Origin of the sequence: Pseudomonas sp. BTN1 (assembly GCF_001907715.1) — a bacterium.
Classification (GTDB): domain Bacteria; phylum Pseudomonadota; class Gammaproteobacteria; order Pseudomonadales; family Pseudomonadaceae; genus Aquipseudomonas; species Aquipseudomonas paracarnis.
Genome location: NZ_MPBM01000045.1, coordinates 20,762 through 37,847, shown reverse-complemented (window position 1 = coordinate 37,847; position 17,086 = coordinate 20,762). Strand labels below are relative to the sequence as shown.

Below are 17,086 nucleotides of genomic sequence, written 5' to 3'. Positions count from 1 at the left end.
TCAGGACATAAGCTTAGTCAGGTATCAGATTTTTACTTCTGGCGCTGGTTTGTCGCTAGGGTTAGCGATCAGCTCCTTGACCTTGTCGCTCATCGGGAAGTTCAGGTTCAGGCCTTTCGGTGGGATCGGGCTTTCGAACCATTTGGCGTAGATCTTGTTGATCTCGCCGGACTTGTACAGGGCGACAATGGCGTCATCCACGGCTTTCTTGAAGTCCGGGTCGCCTTTGCGAACCATGCATGCATAGGCTTCGAATGACTGCGGAGTGCCGGTGATAACCCAGTCATCGGGCTTCTTGGCCTTGGCTTCTTCACCGGCCAGCAGGGCGTCGTCCATCATGAATGCAACGGCACGGCCGCTTTCGAGCATCTGGAAGGATTCGCCGTGGTCTTTGGCGGAGATAACGTTCATGCCCATCTGCTTGTCGGCGTTCATCGCCTTGATGATGCGCTCGGACGTGGTGCCGGCGGTGGTCACGACGTTTTTGCCTTTCAGGTCGGCAAAGTCAGCGTAGGACGGCTTGCCTTCCTTGTCTTTCTTGACCAGCAGGCGGGTGCCGATTTCGAAGATGTTGACGGTGAAGTCAACTTGCTGGGCGCGTTCGGCGTTATTGGTGGTGGAGCCGCACTCCAGATCCGCGGTGCCGTTCTGGATCAACGGGATACGGGTTTGCGAGGTCACCAGGTTGTACTTGGCTTTGAGGTCGGGTTTGTTCAGGTCTTTTTTCAGTTGCTCGACAACGGCCAACTGGATGTCGTGGGAGTAGCCCACGGGTTTGCCCGAACCATCCGCGATGTAGGAAAACGGAATGGAGCTGTCGCGGTGAGCGAGAGTGATGGTGCCGGAGTCGTTGATTTTCTTCAGTGTGCCGGTGAGTTCGGCGGCAAAAACTGGAGTGCTGATCAGAGCAGCAGCGATAGCTGCGCCCAGGATATGGGGAACGATGCGCATCAATACTTCCTCGACATTTGTTTTTTTTATGAAGCCAGCTGAACGGCTCTCTTGTACAGCAACTGCCCGTGACGGCTCCTAAGGCGCCTCAGGCAATCGTTGAAGAGTGTAGAGCATGAGTCGTGCCATACCGAAAATAAAAGGATAACTGCATGATTTATATGGAAATTAACTTTTTGTTTCGGTGATATTTTCGGTCTTTGATCCGGCAAACCGAATAGAGTTGAGGGGCACGTTCGGAAAACCGAATAGTCTGTAGGAGCGAGCTTGCTCGCGAAAAACGCAAAAACGCCGCGTTTATGCTGAATAAACGCGGCGCTCTCTAGTTTTTCGCGAGCAAGCTCGCTCCTACAGTCAGGCGGTCAGGCCGCTTCGATCTTGCTGCGGTTCTGCTCGACCTTGGACAAATAGCGTTGCAGGTTTTCCTGCTCCTGCTCGGTGGTGAACAGGCCAAGCTTGGTACGGCGCCACAGCACGTCCTGCGGTTGCGTCACCCACTCTTCGGCGCACAGATAGTCGACTTCGCGGCTATACAGGCCGCCACCCAGGTGGTCACCCAGATCGGCGAGCGTTTGCACGCCCTCCAGCAAGCGCCAGGTGCGGCTGCCGTAAGTGGTGGACCAGCGGCGGGCGATCTCGCTCGGTACCCAGTCGAACTTGGCGCGGATGGCGTCAGCCAGGGCTTCAGGGGTGGTCATGTCTTCACCGCCGGGCAGGCTGGCCGTGGCGGTCCAGCTAGGGCGCATCTGGGTGAAGTACGGCGCCAGTTGGGCCATGGCCGACTCGGCCAGTTTGCGATAGGTGGTCAGCTTGCCGCCGAATACCGACAGGATCGGCGCTTCGCCGGTGCCGCCGGACAAGGCCAGGGTGTAATCGCGCGTGATGGCCGATGGGTTGTCGGACTCGTCGTTGCACAGCGGGCGCACGCCGGAGTAAGTGTGGACGATATCGTCACGGCTCAGTTGTTTCTTGAAGTGCGCGTTGACCACCTTGAGCATGTAGTCGGTTTCACCTTCGGTGATCGCCACTGCAGCCGGGTCGCCGGTGTATTCGCGGTCGGTGGTGCCGATGATAGTCAAGTGGTTCAGGTACGGAATGGTGAAGACGATGCGCTGGTCTTCGTTCTGCAGGATATGCGCGTGGGCGCCTTTGTACAGGCGCGGCACGATCAGATGGCTGCCTTGAATCAGGCGGATGCCGTAGGGCGAATCCAGCTTCAGGTCGTCCTTGATGAATTTGGCTACCCAAGGGCCGGCAGCATTCACCAGGGCGCGGGCGCGGATCGAGAACAGGCTGCCGTCGGCACGCTCCATGTTCATTTCCCACAGGCCGTTACTGCGATGGGCGCTGACGCAACGGGTCTGCGTGTGGATGTGCGCGCCTTTCTCGCGGGCCGCCATGGCGTTGAGCACGACCAGGCGAGCATCATCGACCCAGCAGTCGGAGTATTCGAAACCTTGGGTGATTTCGCTTTTCAACGGGCTGTCAGCACCGAACTTGAGGCTTTTGGAGCCTGCCAGTTTCTCGCGCTTGCCCAAGTGGTCATACAGGAACAAGCCGGCGCGAATCATCCACGCCGGGCGCAGGTGCGGGCGATGCGGCAGTACGAAGCGCATTTGCTTGACGATATGCGGCGCTTTGCCCAGCAGCACTTCCCGTTCTGCCAGGGCTTCACGCACCAGGCGGAATTCGTAGTGTTCCAGGTAACGCAGGCCACCATGGATCAGCTTGCTGCTAGCTGAAGAGGTGTGGCTGGCCAAGTCATCCTTTTCGCAAAGGAATACCGACAAACCGCGACCGGCTGCGTCTGCCGCAATCCCGACGCCATTGATCCCGCCACCAATTACGGCAACGTCATAGACTTCGGCAAGCGGTGGAGCAGGCAAGGTGGAAGGGTTCATCGGCTGGCCTCGCGATCTTTTCGTCTTGGAATTCGAACATTAATGTTCATTTGCGAAAATGGTAGCTGATAATTGCGGGCACAGCCACCCGACTTCGATTGAAAAAACTCATCGAAGGGCGGAGAAAGGAAAATTTATGAACATTAGCCTGGGGCAGGCTTGAGGTAGGGGCTACCAGATAGATCGCCTTCGCGAGCAAGCCCGCTCCCACATTTGATCGAGTTCCAACATAGGAATGCGGTCAAATGTGGGAGCGGGCTTGCTCGCGAAGGCGGCGGTACAGGCGCTACACGACTTCCAGCCGCACCTTGTGCTCATTCAGCACTTGCACCAAGGCCGGCACCGGCTGCTGGTCAGTCACCAGGCAGTCCACCAGGCTGATCGGCCCCAGGCGAATCATGGCATTGCGCCCGAATTTGCTGGAGTCTGCCGCCAGAATCACTTGCCGCGCATTGGCGATGATGGCCTGGGAAACCCGCACTTCTTGGTAATCGAAGTCCAGCAGGCTGCCGTCCTCGTCGATCCCGCTGATGCCCACCAGGGCAAAGTCGACCTTGAACTGGTTGATGAAGTCGACACTGGCTTGGCCCACCACGCCACCGTCACGGCGCACATTGCCGCCGGTGAGCAACACATCGAAGTCGTCCTTGGCGCTGAGCATGGTGGCAACGTTGAGGTTGTTGGTGATGATTTTCAGGTGGTTGTGATTGAGCAGCGCCCGGGCGATGGATTCGGTGGTGGTGCCAATGTTGATGAACAGCGAGGCATGATCGGGAATCTGCGCGGCGATGGCTTCACCGATGCGTTGCTTCTCGTCGCGCATCTGGTCGGCACGCATGGCGTACGCGGTATTCTCGACACTGGAGTCATAGGCTGCGCCGCCGTGGTAGCGGCGCAACAGGTTGGCGTCCGCCAGCTGGTTGATATCGCGGCGGATGGTTTGCGGGGTGACAACGAATAGCTGCGCCATTTCCTCGATACTGACGTAGCCGCGTTCGCGGACCAGTTCGAGGATTTGTTGTTGGCGGGGAGGCAGATTCATGGGGCGTCCTTTGGGCTGCCATACAAAAGTGGCCCATGATGACGCAGGAATCCGCTCCCTGCCAGTTACAACCTACCGTAAGCCAGCGCTTGGCTTATTCGGCGCCTTCGTGCGGTTCCCAGTCACGGGTGCGGCTCACGGCTTTTTGCCAGCCGGCATAGAGCTTTTCTTTGGCCGCTTCATCCAGCTGTGGTTCGAACTCGCGCTCGATCACTGCTTTGCCGCGCAACTCGTCCAGGCTGCCCCAGAAGCCACACGCCAGGCCGGCCAGGTAGGCTGCGCCCAAGGCAGTGGTCTCACGCATTTGCGGGCGTTCTACCTGGGTGCCGAGGATGTCGGCCTGGAATTGCATCAGGAAATTGTTGGCAACCGCGCCGCCGTCCACGCGCAGGGCCTTGAGGCGTTCGCCCGAGTCCTGTTGCATGGCGTCGAGGACGTCGCGGGTCTGATAGGCAATCGACTCCAGGGCTGCGCGAATAATGTGGTCTACGCGTACGCCACGGGTCAGGCCGAACAGTGCGCCACGGGCATACGGGTCCCAGTAGGGCGCGCCGAGGCCAGTGAAGGCGGGTACCAGGTACACGCCGTTGCTGTCTTTGACCTTGCCGGCAAAGTATTCGGTGTCGTGGGCATCGTTGATGATCTTCAGTTCGTCACGCAGCCATTGCACGGTGGAGCCGCCGTTGAAGACCGCGCCTTCCAGGGCATAGGCCACCTCACCGCGCGGGCCGCAGGCAATGGTGGTGAGCATGCCGTGTTTGGATTTCACCGCCTTGTCGCCGGTGTTCATCAGCAGGAAGCAGCCGGTGCCGTAGGTGTTCTTGGCCTGGCCCGCTTCCACGCACATCTGGCCAAACAGGGCCGCTTGCTGGTCGCCGGCAATGCCACCGATAGCGATGCCGCTCTTGGTACGGCCATAGATTTGCGACGATGACTTCACTTCAGGGAGCATTTCCCGTGGGATGTCGAGAATCTCCAGCATCTTCGCATCCCACTCCAGGGTGTGGATGTTGAAGAGCATGGTGCGCGACGCGTTGGTGTAGTCGGTGACGTGGGTCTTGCCGCCGGTGAATTTCCAGATCAGCCAGCTGTCGACGGTGCCGAACAGCAGTTCGCCATTGCGCGCACGTTCGCGACTGCCTTCGACGTTGTCGAGGATCCACTTGAGCTTGGTGCCGGAGAAGTACGGGTCGGTCACAAGGCCCGTGGTGTCGCTGATGTATTGCTCATGGCCGTCGCGCTTGAGCTGCTGGCAGATCTCGGTACTGCGACGGCACTGCCAGACGATGGCGTTGTAGATCGGGCGGCCGGTGATTTTGTCCCAGACCACCGTGGTTTCACGCTGGTTGGTGATACCGATGGCGGCCACCTGGTCATGGTGCAGGCCGGCCTGGGCCAGCGCCTCAACCATCACCGCGCTCTGGGTGGCGAAGATTTCCATCGGGTCATGTTCAACCCAGCCCGCCTGCGGGTAGTGCTGGACGAATTCACGCTGGGCGGTACACACCACGTTGGCGTCACGATCGAAGATGATCGCCCGGGAACTGGTGGTGCCCTGATCAAGGGCAATGATGTAGTTCTTATTCTGAAGGTCGGTCATGTCAATTGCCTTGGACGAAATAAGGAAGTCAGAAATCAGCCTGGGCCGCGAAGGGCAGGGGACCAGGCTGGCGCTTTCAGGAAATACGAGTCTTGCCGTTGACAGCCGTGTCAGGTGTTTCTTCAGCGATAGCCGGTGCTGCGCTCGGCAGATGGCGGGCAATCAGCCCGCGATAGGCCGCAGCACCCAGGCATGCGCCGACAATCGGGGCGAAAATCGGCACCAGGAAGTAAGGAATATCTCGACCGCCAGTAAAGGCCATTTCACCCCAACCGGCGAAAAAGGTCATCAGCTTGGGGCCGAAATCCCGTGCCGGGTTCATCGCAAAGCCGGTCAGGGGGCCCATGGCGCTACCAATCACCGCGATCAGCAAACCGATCAGCAGGGGCGCCAGGGGGCCGCGTGGCAGGCCGTTGTTATCGTCGGTGAGGGCCATGATCACGCCCATCAGGATGGCGGTGATGACCATTTCCACCAGGAATGCCTGGGCCGTGCTCAGCAGCGCATGAGGATAGGTGGAGAACACCGAGGCCAATTCCAGGCTGGCTTGGGAGCCGCGGACCATGTGGTGGGTTTGTTCGTAATCGAAAAACAGATTGCTGTAGAGCGTGTACACCAGGGCGGCGGAGCAAAAGGCGCCGGCGACCTGGGCAAGAATATAGAAGGGCAGTTTGCGCTTTTCAAAATCGGCAAAGATGCACAGGGCGATACTGACCGCCGGGTTGAGGTGAGCCCCGGAAATACCGGCACTCAGGTAGATCGCCATGCTCACGCCGACCCCCCAGATGATACTGATTTCCCACAAGCCAAAGCTCGCACCCGCGACCTTGAGCGCGGCGACGCATCCTGTGCCGAAGAAGATCAGCAGCGCGGTGCCCAGGAATTCGGCCATGCATTGGCTCGAAAGTGAAGGCTGTTGAAGAGCAGTTGTCATGGAAAACCTCAATTGTTGTTCTTGTCTTGCGCACGGCCTCAACGGGCAGTTGCGCGATATTCACCACGAGAAGGATCCCCATCCTGGATCGCGGCTTACTGCGGAGTACCGCAGGATTATTCCTACGGTATTCGGAAACGAAAAAATATAGACAAGAATGACCGCTGTCAAAGGTCGAAAGTGAACCATTGGTCATTTCCGAACTATTGGTGTGATGAATGATCATGGCCAAGGCACGTTGCTTAAGCGGTAATAGGTCTGTGCTAGAGCGTTTTAGATAGGCTTGGCCTAGAATTGGCCATCAGTTTGCCCGCCCGGAGCCGCTATGACCCCTGCATTGGACCTGTTGAAAAAAGTTCGCGCCGAACATCGTGTGCATAGTTATGAACATGATCCCAAGGCAGCCTCGTATGGGCTGGAGGCCGCGGAGAAATTGAGCCTGGACCCGGCCCAGGTGTTCAAGACGCTGCTGGCGAGCAGTGAGAAGGGTGAATTGTTGGTGGCGGTGGTGCCGGTCGTCGGAAGTCTGGACTTGAAAGCCCTGGCTCACGCTGCGGGTGTGAAGAAAGTCGAAATGGCTGACCCGGCAGCGGCGCAGCGCTCCACGGGTTATCTGTTGGGCGGCATCAGTCCGTTGGGGCAGAAAAAGCGCCTGCGCACGTTTATCGATGAAACGGCGCAACCCTTTGCAACGATTTTTGTCAGCGCGGGCAGAAGAGGCCTGGAAGTTGAATTGCCAGCGGCGGTGCTGGCAGAACACACCCAGGCCAAATTCGCACCGATCGGGCGGGCCTGATAATCATCTTTGAAGTCTATGAGGATCAAATGTGGAAGCTGGCTTGCCTGCGATAGCATCAACGCGGTGTAACAGATAACCCGAGTTGTCTGTATCGCAGGCAAGCCAGCTCCCACAGTTTGATCCGGTTTCGTCAGTGAGCGACGCTGTGGCGGCGCACGCCTGACTCAACGGCAGGAATCTGCGCCGCTGTGCTGCCGGATGCCTGGAACACCACCAAATGTTCAGCCGCCACACGGATCCCCACCTCTGCGCCCACTTGGTGATCGGCATGGCTGGGGAAAATCGACTCTAATTGCGCGCCGGTCGGCAGCTGTAACCGGTACAGCGTTGAGGCGCCGAGGAAGGTCTTGCCGACGATCCGGGCTTTCAACGCGCTGTCCGGCGCATACACGATGTCGTCCGGGCGCAGCAGCACATCCACCGCAGCGCCGGTCGGCAAAGTGTAGGCACGGTTGCCGCGCAGGTCGCCCAGTTCAGTGCTGACCGATTCGGGCGAGTTCAGCCGACCACGGATGAAATACCCCTGGCCGATGAAACTGGCGACGTAAGGCGTCTGCGGTTCGTGATAGAGGTTGTAGGGCGTGTCCCACTGCTCTAGGCGGCCTTCCTTGAAGACCCCGACGTGGTCGCTGACGGCGAAGGCCTCTTCCTGATCATGGGTTACCAGGATCGCGCTGGTGCCGCGAGCCTTGAGGATGTCGCGCACTTCATGGCTGAGCTTGCGGCGCAGTTCCCCATCGAGGTTGGAAAAGGGTTCATCCAGCAACAGCAGCTGCGGCTCCGGCGCCAGGGCGCGGGCGAGGGCGACGCGTTGTTGCTGGCCACCGGAAAGCTCATGGGGGAAGCGCTTGCCCAGGTTCTTCAAGTTGACCAGTTCCAGCAACTCGGCGACCACGCGCTCTTTTTGCGGGTGTTTGCGAATGCCAAAGGCGATGTTGTCAGCCACGCTCAGGTGCGGGAACAATGCGTAGTCCTGGAACACCATGCCGATGCGACGCTTCTCCGGCGCGAGGGTGAAACCGGCGCGGGAGATGACTTCGCCCGCCAGGCTGATTTCGCCTTCATGCACCGGCTCAAAGCCTGCGATCGCGCGCAGGGTAGTGGTCTTGCCGCAGCCCGAAGAGCCGAGCAGGCAACCGATATCACCGGCGTTGAGGTGCAGGTTGAGGTTCTGCACCACCCGCTGGTCTTGATAGCCGCATGCCAGATTGCGCAGGTTCAGCAGTAATGGCTGGCTCATGCGTGGTGGTACGACGGCGGGACGAGGAATTCGAGCAAGGCTTTTTGCGCATGCAGGCGGTTCTCGGCCTGGTCCCACGCGACTGAGCGCGGATCGTCGAGCAGGTCCTGGCTGATTTCTTCGCCCCGGTGGGCGGGCAGGCAGTGCATGAACAGCACGTCTGGCGCGGCCAGGTCGAGCAATGCGCGAGTCACCTGGAACGGTGCGAATTGGGCCAGACGCTTGGCGGTTTCGTCTTCCTGGCCCATGGAGGTCCAGACGTCGGTGCTCACCAGGTGCGCGCCGACCACTGCGTCTTTTGGATCGCGCAGCAGTTGCACACGGCCATCGGCCTTGGCCATGAACTCGGCGCTGGGCTCGTAGCCTTCAGGGCAGGCGATACGCAGGTGGAAGTCGAACTGGATCGCCGCTTCTATATAGCTGTTGCACATATTGTTGCCGTCGCCGATCCAGGCCACGGTCTTGCCTTGGATCGAGCCACGGTGTTCGAGGAAGGTTTGCATGTCGGCCAGCAACTGGCAGGGATGCAGGTCATCGGACAGGCCGTTGATCACGGGCACACGGGAGTTGGCGGCAAATTCGGTCAAGGTGCTGTGGGCGAAGGTACGGATCATCACGGCATCGAGCATGCGCGACATCACGATGGCGCAATCGCTGATCGGCTCACCACGGCCCAACTGGGTGTCGCGCGGTGACAGGAAGATGGCCTGGCCACCCAGCTGGATCATGCCGGCTTCGAACGACAGGCGTGTGCGCGTCGAGGACTTTTCGAAAATCATCCCGAGCACCCGGTTTTTCAACGGCTCAAACAGTACACCGCGGTTACGCAGGTCTTTAAGCTCAATGCCGCGACGGATCACGCTGACCAGCTCTTCGGGCGTGCAATCCATCAGGGAGAGAAAGTGCCTTGCGCTCATCATTAACTACCTTTTGCAACAGACCGCAGATACTCAAAGCCTTGTTTATTGCGACAACGGGCGAGACCTGCGGCGAAAGCCGCACGGGGCGACGAAATAGGGGAAGACGCGATATTGACATTAAATGTCGCGTTTTACCAATAGGGCTACGGCTTTAGGGATGTTCAAGCAGGGCGCTGGCGCGCGTTTGAAGACGATTTCCTGACAGCAGCGAGCCATTTGTACACTGGCGTCCAGGCCTTTTGCAATGCGCGGGGGCGGGCTTGGGCCAGGCCGCGTCGGTTTCAGCGCCTGCTGGCAAGGTTTCTGAAACATTTGCTCATGCTTAGCCATGCCCTGGCCTATGCCTGTCGATTCACAACGCGAAGGTTGCTGGCGCCCCAAGTGGTCGCGGCCCATAGTTGAGCCAAAGCCCCTATAAAAGAGACTGGCCATGACCAAGACTCTCCACCACCGTGCCTGCCACCTGTGCGAAGCCATCTGCGGCCTCACCCTGGAAACCACCCAAGGCGAAGACGGTCGCCTGGCGATCACCTCGATCAAGGGCGACCCTCTGGACAGTTTCAGTCGCGGCCACATCTGCCCCAAAGCCGTGGCCCTGCAGGACATCCAGAATGACCCGGACCGCCTGCACCAACCCATGCGGCGGGTGGGCAGCGAATGGCAGCCGATTGGCTGGGATGAAGCCTTTGCCCTAGTGGCCGAGCGGCTTGCGGGTATCCAGACGCGGCATGGGCAGAACGCGGTGGCGGTGTATCAGGGCAACCCAAGCGTGCATAACTATGGGTTGATGACCCACAGCAACTACTTTCTAGGGCTGTTGAAGACGCGCAATCGTTTTTCCGCGACCTCGGTAGACCAACTGCCTCATCACCTCACCAGTCACCTGATGTACGGCCACGGCCTGTTGTTGCCCATACCCGATATCGACCAGACCGACTTCATGTTGATTCTCGGCGGCAACCCGCTGGCTTCCAATGGCAGCATCATGACCGTGCCCGATGTGGAGAAACGCCTCAAGGCCATCCAGGCGCGGGGCGGAAAAGTGGTGGTGGTCGACCCTCGGCGCAGCGAGACGGCAGCCATCGCGGACCAGCACGTGTTCGTACGCCCCGGCGGCGATGCGGCATTGTTGTTTGGGGTGCTCAACACTTTGTTCTCCGAAGGGCTGACACGCGACAGCCATTTGCCGGTGCAAGGCCTGGATGATGTACGCAAGGCGATTGCCGGCTTCGATGCCGAGGCCATGAGCCGCCAGTGTGCGGTGCCTGCCGAGCAGATTCGCCAGTTGGCCAGGGACTTCGCCGGCGCTGACAAGGCCGTTTGTTATGGCCGCATGGGGGTCTCGACCCAAGCGTTTGGCACGCTGTGCCATTGGCTGGTGCAACTGATCAACCTGGTGACCGGCAACCTGGACCGTGTCGGCGGCGCGCTCTGCACCAGCCCCGCGGTGGACCTGGTGGCCTCCACCAGCGGCGGCCATTTCAACCGCTGGCAGAGCCGCGTGTCCGGGCGGCCGGAGTACGGCGGAGAACTGCCGGTGTCGGCGCTGGCCGAAGAAATGCTGACCGAGGGTGATGGGCAGATCCGCGCCCTGGTGACGGTGGCCGGCAACCCGGTACTGTCCACGCCTAATGGCCGCCAATTGGAACAAGCCCTGGACGGGTTGGAGTTCATGGTCAGCATCGACCTGTATATCAACGAGACCACGCGTTATGCCGACCTGATCTTGCCCTCCACCTCGGCGCTGGAAAACGATCACTACGACACGACCTTCAATTTGTTCGCGGTACGCAATGTTACACGCTTCAATCGCGCCATCCTGCCCAAGCCTGAGGGTGCATTGCATGACTGGGAGATCTTTGTCGGCTTGGCCAAGGCGTTTGCGGCGCACACTGGCGCGGTGCTCAAGCCCACCCTGCCACCGGCACAGATGATCGACTTTGGCCTGCGTGCGGGTGCCTATGGTGACGCATCCAGTCATAAACTGTCGGTGGCCATGCTGGCGGATCATCCCCATGGCGTCGACCTGGGGCCGCTCAAGCCCAACCTCGCGGCACGTTTGAAAACCGCGGATGGCAAGGTGCAAGCGGCACCGGCCGTGATCCTGGCAGACCTGGCGCGTTTCGCCGCGCAGCCGGTGCCGGTGGCCGACGAACTGCTATTGATTGGCAGGCGGCATGTGCGCAGCAATAATTCCTGGATGCATAACTATCACCGGCTGGTGAAGGGTAAGCCACGCCATCAACTGCTGATGCACCCCGATGATCTGGCTAGCCGTCAGTTGAGCGATGGCCAGCGGGTGCGGGTGAGTTCGCGTATCGGTATGGTCGAAGTGGAAGTAGCGGCCAGCACGGACATGATGCCGGGTGTGGTCAGCTTGCCTCACGGCTGGGGCCACGGTCGCCCGGGCGTGCAGATGAGCATCGCGAGCAACCAGCCGGGGGCGAGTGCGAATGACTTGACCGACGAGCGGCAATTGGATGAGTTGTCGGGTAATGCGGCGCTCAATGGCGTACCGGTGAAGGTGGCGGCGGCCTGAGCATCCTGCTGGATTTTTGCGTTACAATGCGCCACCGTGCCGACCCGTGAGTCGCAAAGTTCCTGCAGAGGTGTTCCATGGATATCATCGAAACGATCAAAGAGCAGATTGCCAACAACACCATTCTGCTTTACATGAAAGGCGCTCCAAACGCGCCTCAGTGCGGTTTCTCCGCGAAAGCGTCCCAGGCAGTCATGGCATGTGGCGAGAAGTTCGCTTACGTGGATATCCTGCAAAACCCTGAAATCCGTGCCAACCTGCCAAAGTACGCCAACTGGCCGACTTTCCCGCAGTTGTGGGTAGCCGGTGAGCTGGTTGGCGGTAGCGACATCATCACTGAAATGGCAGCTGATGGTTCGCTGCAAGCGCTGATCAAAGACGCAGCGCAAAAAGCAGCAGTCAAGACTGACGCCTAATTGGCGAGCAATAAAAAGCCCCGCTTCTCACAAGAGAGCGGGGCTTTTTTTGAGCTTTTCTTTAGGAGCGAGCGCAGTTATTCGCCCATCTGCGATTGCAGGTAATTCTCCAGGCTGACCTTGTCGATCAGGCCCAACTGGGTTTCAAGCCAGTCGATATGCTCTTCCTGATCTTCCAGGATATCTTCCAGCAGTTCACGGCTGCCGAAATCGCCCTTGGTTTCGCAGTGAGCGATAGCGGCTTTCAGATCGCTGTGGCTCTTGCGCTCAAAGCCCAGGTCGCTGCTGATCATTTCCTGGGTGTGCTCGCCGATGTTCAGCTTGCCCAAGTCCTGTACGTTCGGCAGGCCTTCCAGGAACAGGATGCGCTTGATCAGCGCGTCGGCGTCCTTCATGGCCTTGATCGACTCTTTGTATTCACGCTTGCCGAGCTTTTCCAGGCCCCAATCGTCGTACATGCGCGCATGCAGAAAGTACTGATTGATCGCGACCAGTTCATTGGCAAGGATTTTGTTGAGTTGCTGGATGACTGAGATGTCGCCTTTCATGACTGGGGTCCTGCCCTGTAATAGCTGTGTATAGGGCGGAGTCTGAGCGGTGAAAATCCTAGTGTCAAACCTAAGTTATTGAATAATAAATGAAAATTAATCGGAATAAGAATGTTTGTGTTCCGCGTCTTGGCGCTAACTATTTGAATTGATGGCATAAAAAAACCGGACACTAGGTCCGGTTCTTCAAAACATGCCTATTCAGGCGTGTTTAAATTCTGCTGGGTAGGGGAGCGCGGCCTGGGCTGTTTGCAGCTGCGTCAGGGTTTCCCGTACCACTTGCTTGGCCAGGCAAGCACATTTGCCACACTGGCTGGCAACGCCGGTGGTTTCACGTACTTCCTTATAGCTGCAGCAACCTTCGTAGATTGCTTCGCGGATTTGTCCGTCGGTGACGCCAGTGCAGAGGCAGACATACATAAGTGAGAACCGTCGCGGGTTTATGGCTTAAGTGCGATGGATCTTAATGTTAACGAGAATGATTGTCAAAATAGTTTCAGCAGCAATCCGGGGGGAATTGCCCGTGCGCTGACGAACGGTTTTTTCGGTGTATGATGGTCGGTCTTCACGAAGCGTGATTGCGTCATATTTTTGTCTGTTTCCACAGGCAGATTCGACCGGTCCTTTTACTTCAATCGTCACCCCTATATCAGGAGATATCCAATGAGCGTACTCGTCGGTAAACAAGCCCCGGATTTCGACGTACCAGCCGTCCTCGGCAATGGCGAAATCGTAGACAGCTTCAAGCTGTCTGAAGCCATCAAAGGCAAATACGGCCTGGTGTTCTTCTACCCGCTGGACTTCACCTTCGTCTGCCCTTCGGAGCTGATCGCCCTGGACCACCGCATGGACGATTTCAAGGCGCGCAACGTTGAAGTGGTCGCGGTTTCCATCGACTCCCATTTCACCCACAACGCCTGGCGCAACACCGCCATCAACGACGGCGGCATTGGCAAAGTCAAATACACCATGGCTGCCGACATGAAGCACGACATCGCCAAGGCCTACGACGTTGAGTCCGAAGGCGGCGTGGCGTTCCGTGGCGCGTTCCTCATCGATGACAAGGGCGTTGTGCGCTCGCAGATCATCAACGACCTGCCGCTGGGCCGTAACATGGAAGAGCTGATCCGCCTGGTCGACGCGCTGCAATTCCACGAAGAGCACGGCGAAGTCTGCCCTGCCAACTGGAAAAAAGGCGACAAAGGCATGAACGCTTCGCCAGAAGGCGTTGCGGCTTACCTGACCGAGAACGCTGGCAAGCTGTAAGCCAACGTCACGGTAAAAAAAACCGGCCTGAAAAGGCCGGTTTTTTTATGCGCGGGATTTGACTTCAGTCGTTGAAGTCTTCCCAGCCGCCCATCTGCTTCCAGCGGTTGACGATGCCGCAGAACAGCTCGGCGGTCTTCTCGGTGTCGTAGCGGGCCGAGTGGGCTTCACGCCCGTCAAAGTCGATACCGGCCGCCTGGCAGGCTTTGGCCAGAACGGTCTGACCGTAGGCCAGGCCTGCAAGCGTTGCGGTGTCGAAACTGGAGAACGGATGAAACGGGTTGCGCTTCATGTCCAACCGCGCCACGGCGGCGTTCAGGAAGCCCAGGTCGAAACTGCTGTTGTGACCGACCAGGATCGCACGTTTGCAGCCATTGGCCTTCAATGCCTTGCGCACGCCACGGAAGATGTCGGTCAGCGCCGCTTCTTCACTTACCGCCATGCGCAGTGGGTGGTCGAGCTTGATCCCGGTGAATTCCAGGGCAGCGGCTTCGATATTGGCGCCTTCAAACGGCTCGACGCGAAAGAAATGGGTGTGCTCCGGGTACACAAAGCCCTGTTCGTCCATGCCGATGGTGGTTGCGGCAATTTCCAGCAAGGCATCGGTGGCGCAGTTGAAACCACCGGTTTCTACGTCGATGACGACCGGCAGATAGCCGCGAAAACGCTCGGCCATCGGATGGCGCGAGCCACCACCGCCGTGCTCTTGTTCGTCGTCGTAATGGTCTTCACTCACTTGCTTTCCTCCAGCAGGCGCCAGCGCAGTGTTTCACCGGCGCGCAGCGGGATAACGGTCAGCTCGCCAAACGGCAGGCTGGCAGGGGCGGTCCAGTCTTCACGAACCAGGGTAATGCGGTCGGTATTCGCCGGCAGGCCGTAGAAACGCGGGCCGTTGAGGCTGGCGAAACCTTCGAGCTTGTCCAGAGCATTACGTTGTTCAAACGCTTCGGCGTACAACTCGATGGCGGCAAACGCGGTGTAGCAGCCGGCGCAGCCGCATGCGGCTTCCTTGGCGTGCTGGGCGTGGGGCGCCGAGTCGGTGCCGAGGAAGAACTTCGGGTTGCCGCTGGTGGCGGCATCCAGCAGGGCTACCTGATGGGTGTTGCGTTTGAGGATCGGCAGGCAGTAGAAGTGCGGCCGAATCCCGCCCACCAGCATGTGGTTGCGGTTGTAGAGCAGGTGATGGGCCGTGATGGTCGCGCCAACGTTGGCCGACGCCTCGCTGACGAACTGCACCGCATCGGCGGTGGTGATGTGTTCAAACACCACCTTGAGCGTGGGGAACAGCTCGACCACACGACGCATGTGTTCATCGATGAAGATTTTTTCGCGATCGAACACGTCCACATCGCCACGGGTGACTTCCCCGTGGATCAGCAATGGCATGCCGACCTCCGCCATGGCTTCGATTGCCGGCAGGATCTTATCGATGCTGGTCACGCCGGAATCGGAGTTGGTGGTCGCGCCTGCCGGGTACAGCTTGGCGGCGTGCACGTAACCGCTGGCCTTGGCTTCACGGATTTCTTCAGGCTGGGTGCGGTCGGTGAGGTAGAGCACCATCAACGGTTCGAAGCGGCTGCCGGCCGGTCGCGCAGCGAGGATGCGCTGGCGATAGGCGTCGGCTTCTGCGGCATTGCGCACCGGAGGTACGAGGTTAGGCATGATGATGGCGCGGCCAAACGTGCGCGCGACATCGGCCACGGTTTGAGGTAACGCAGCACCATCGCGAAGATGAATATGCCAGTCGTCGGGACGCAGCAGGGTCAGGCGGTCGGACATTGGGGATTCCAGGCGGGTCAATCTGGTGGGAATGCTACCGGAAAAGACTCTTGCAGGCACTCGCTATCAAGTTTTGCCGGATGCTACCGATATCTCCGGGTATGCCTTAACGATGTATGACGCTTTGAAGTGTTGTAGAAACCAGTGGAGCCTCCCGTGCGCCAGTATTATCTAGCCCTGCTCAGTGTGTTCGCCAGCCTGCCTGCGGCGGCCCTCACGTTCCAGACACGTCTGGAGAATATTGAGTGGAAGGTAGAGGGCGATCAGTTCGAGTGCCGCCTGACCCAGCCGATCAGCGATTTCGGTTCCGGTGAATTCGTACGCCGGGCCGGCGAACAGGCGACGTTTCGTCTGAAAACCTATGGCAGCAGCCTCGGCGCCGGCTCCGCAACCCTGTTGGCCGCTGCCGCGCCTTGGCAGCCGGGCCGAGGTGATATCAACCTGGGGGCCGTGCGTGTCGGCAGCGGCGACGTCCTGTTCAATAGCTCCCAGGCCCAGGCCGGTCGCCTGTTCACGGGATTGCTCGAAGGGCGCAGTCCCACCGTGCGGCATTACGGGCGTGAAGGCGGTTACTCGGAAATTCGCCTGCTGCCGGTCAAGTTCAACAAGGCTTACAGCGATTATCAGCTGTGCACCACCAAGCTGCTGCCCATGAATTACGACCAGGTCAGACAGACCGAAGTGGGCTTTCCCGGCGGCGGCATTGAGCTGGACGCGGCGGCCAAGAAGAAGTTGTCCGTGATCCTTGCCTTCATGAAGGCCGATCCTACGGTCAACCATGTCGAGTTGAACGGCCATTCGGACAACAGTGGCAACCGCCTGACCAACCGTGACGTTTCACGTCGCCGCGCCCTGGCGGTGATGGACTACTTCAAGGCCAACGGCATCCAGGAATCGCAGATCACGATGCGCTTTCATGGCGAAAGCTACCCCTTGGCGCCCAACACCAATGCCGCCAACCGCGCGCGTAACCGCCGTGTGAATATTCAGCTGGAGCGCGTGGCTGCCCCCGAGAAACCGGCGCCCCAGACCATTGCGCCAAGCAACCCGGCGGCTACCTCATAAGGGCGACCATCGGTCGCCCACTCGACATAATCTGTCGCTTTATCTTCATTTGCTGTCGCGCCCCTGTAATTTCACGGTTTTGATCG

At 59.1% G+C, this 17,086-nt stretch carries 16 protein-coding genes; 5 read left to right on the top strand and 11 right to left on the bottom strand.

Annotated features, from left to right (window positions below; genetic code table 11):
- Nucleotides 1-24: 24 nt before the first annotated feature.
- From BMH52_RS22295 to BMH52_RS22275, 5 genes are all read right to left on the bottom strand, one after another.
- Nucleotides 25-951, bottom strand: coding sequence for a glutamate/aspartate ABC transporter substrate-binding protein (locus tag BMH52_RS22295; protein WP_005785249.1), 927 nt, complete (start codon nucleotides 949-951; stop codon nucleotides 25-27).
- 362 nt (nucleotides 952-1,313) lie between these two features.
- Complete coding sequence (gene glpD / locus BMH52_RS22290) at nucleotides 1,314-2,852, bottom strand: glycerol-3-phosphate dehydrogenase (RefSeq protein ID WP_073845065.1); 1,539 nt, start codon at nucleotides 2,850-2,852, stop codon at nucleotides 1,314-1,316.
- 286 nt (nucleotides 2,853-3,138) lie between these two features.
- A complete protein-coding gene (locus tag BMH52_RS22285; RefSeq protein ID WP_014717134.1) occupies nucleotides 3,139-3,894 on the bottom strand; it encodes a DeoR/GlpR family transcriptional regulator in 756 nt (251 codons plus the stop codon).
- Nucleotides 3,895-3,988: 94 nt separating this feature from the next.
- Nucleotides 3,989-5,494 carry a glycerol kinase GlpK gene (gene glpK, locus BMH52_RS22280; protein ID WP_014717135.1) on the bottom strand — a complete coding sequence of 502 codons (1,506 nt, stop codon included), beginning with the start codon at nucleotides 5,492-5,494 and terminating at the stop codon, nucleotides 3,989-3,991.
- A 76-nt stretch (nucleotides 5,495-5,570) separates the two neighbouring features.
- Complete coding sequence (locus BMH52_RS22275) at nucleotides 5,571-6,428, bottom strand: MIP/aquaporin family protein (protein WP_014717136.1); 858 nt, start codon at nucleotides 6,426-6,428, stop codon at nucleotides 5,571-5,573.
- A gap of 325 nt (nucleotides 6,429-6,753) precedes the next feature.
- Here BMH52_RS22275 and ybaK point away from each other — a divergent pair, with 325 nt between their 5' ends.
- The gene (ybaK, locus tag BMH52_RS22270) at nucleotides 6,754-7,224 is read left to right on the top strand and encodes a Cys-tRNA(Pro) deacylase (protein WP_014717137.1); all 471 of its coding nucleotides are present in this window, start codon (nucleotides 6,754-6,756) and stop codon (nucleotides 7,222-7,224) included.
- Nucleotides 7,225-7,357: 133 nt separating this feature from the next.
- Here ybaK and BMH52_RS22265 read toward each other — a convergent pair whose 3' ends face one another.
- Complete coding sequence (locus BMH52_RS22265; RefSeq protein WP_073845063.1) at nucleotides 7,358-8,467, bottom strand: ABC transporter ATP-binding protein; 1,110 nt, start codon at nucleotides 8,465-8,467, stop codon at nucleotides 7,358-7,360.
- On the bottom strand, nucleotides 8,464-9,384 hold the full coding sequence (gene argF, locus BMH52_RS22260) for an ornithine carbamoyltransferase (protein ID WP_003188973.1): 921 nt from the start codon (nucleotides 9,382-9,384) through the stop codon (nucleotides 8,464-8,466). Before argF ends, BMH52_RS22265 begins: the two co-directional genes overlap by 4 nt.
- A gap of 433 nt (nucleotides 9,385-9,817) precedes the next feature.
- Between argF and BMH52_RS22250 the strand changes: the two genes are divergently transcribed.
- On the top strand, nucleotides 9,818-11,926 hold the full coding sequence (locus tag BMH52_RS22250; protein WP_073845060.1) for a molybdopterin oxidoreductase family protein: 2,109 nt from the start codon (nucleotides 9,818-9,820) through the stop codon (nucleotides 11,924-11,926).
- Between the two features lie 77 nt (nucleotides 11,927-12,003).
- Nucleotides 12,004-12,342 (top strand): Grx4 family monothiol glutaredoxin, encoded by a 339-nt coding sequence (gene grxD / locus BMH52_RS22245; RefSeq protein WP_054898038.1) that lies wholly within the window; start codon nucleotides 12,004-12,006, stop codon nucleotides 12,340-12,342.
- A gap of 77 nt (nucleotides 12,343-12,419) precedes the next feature.
- On the opposite strand, the gene bfr is transcribed toward grxD, so the two are convergent.
- Together bfr and BMH52_RS22235 are read right to left on the bottom strand one after the other, a co-directional pair.
- Nucleotides 12,420-12,890, bottom strand: a complete 471-nt coding sequence (gene bfr, locus BMH52_RS22240; protein WP_012722487.1) for a bacterioferritin — start codon at nucleotides 12,888-12,890, stop codon at nucleotides 12,420-12,422.
- Nucleotides 12,891-13,091: 201 nt separating this feature from the next.
- Nucleotides 13,092-13,310 carry a bacterioferritin-associated ferredoxin gene (locus tag BMH52_RS22235; RefSeq protein ID WP_003188977.1) on the bottom strand — a complete coding sequence of 73 codons (219 nt, stop codon included), beginning with the start codon at nucleotides 13,308-13,310 and terminating at the stop codon, nucleotides 13,092-13,094.
- A gap of 243 nt (nucleotides 13,311-13,553) precedes the next feature.
- Between BMH52_RS22235 and BMH52_RS22230 the strand changes: the two genes are divergently transcribed.
- A complete protein-coding gene (locus BMH52_RS22230; RefSeq protein WP_003172097.1) occupies nucleotides 13,554-14,156 on the top strand; it encodes a peroxiredoxin in 603 nt (200 codons plus the stop codon).
- Between the two features lie 64 nt (nucleotides 14,157-14,220).
- Here the strand turns inward: BMH52_RS22230 and rnt are convergent, their stop codons facing one another.
- Together rnt and pyrC are read right to left on the bottom strand one after the other, a co-directional pair.
- The gene (gene rnt / locus BMH52_RS22225; protein ID WP_003188980.1) at nucleotides 14,221-14,892 is read right to left on the bottom strand and encodes a ribonuclease T; all 672 of its coding nucleotides are present in this window, start codon (nucleotides 14,890-14,892) and stop codon (nucleotides 14,221-14,223) included.
- Nucleotides 14,889-15,935, bottom strand: coding sequence for a dihydroorotase (gene pyrC, locus BMH52_RS22220; RefSeq protein WP_014717142.1), 1,047 nt, complete (start codon nucleotides 15,933-15,935; stop codon nucleotides 14,889-14,891). The genes rnt and pyrC overlap by 4 nt, the downstream gene beginning before the upstream one ends.
- Before the next feature lie 156 nt (nucleotides 15,936-16,091).
- On the opposite strand from pyrC, the gene BMH52_RS22215 reads away from it, so the two are divergent.
- Nucleotides 16,092-17,000 carry an OmpA family protein gene (locus BMH52_RS22215; protein WP_020301171.1) on the top strand — a complete coding sequence of 303 codons (909 nt, stop codon included), beginning with the start codon at nucleotides 16,092-16,094 and terminating at the stop codon, nucleotides 16,998-17,000.
- The last annotated feature ends 86 nt before the right edge of the window (nucleotides 17,001-17,086 follow it).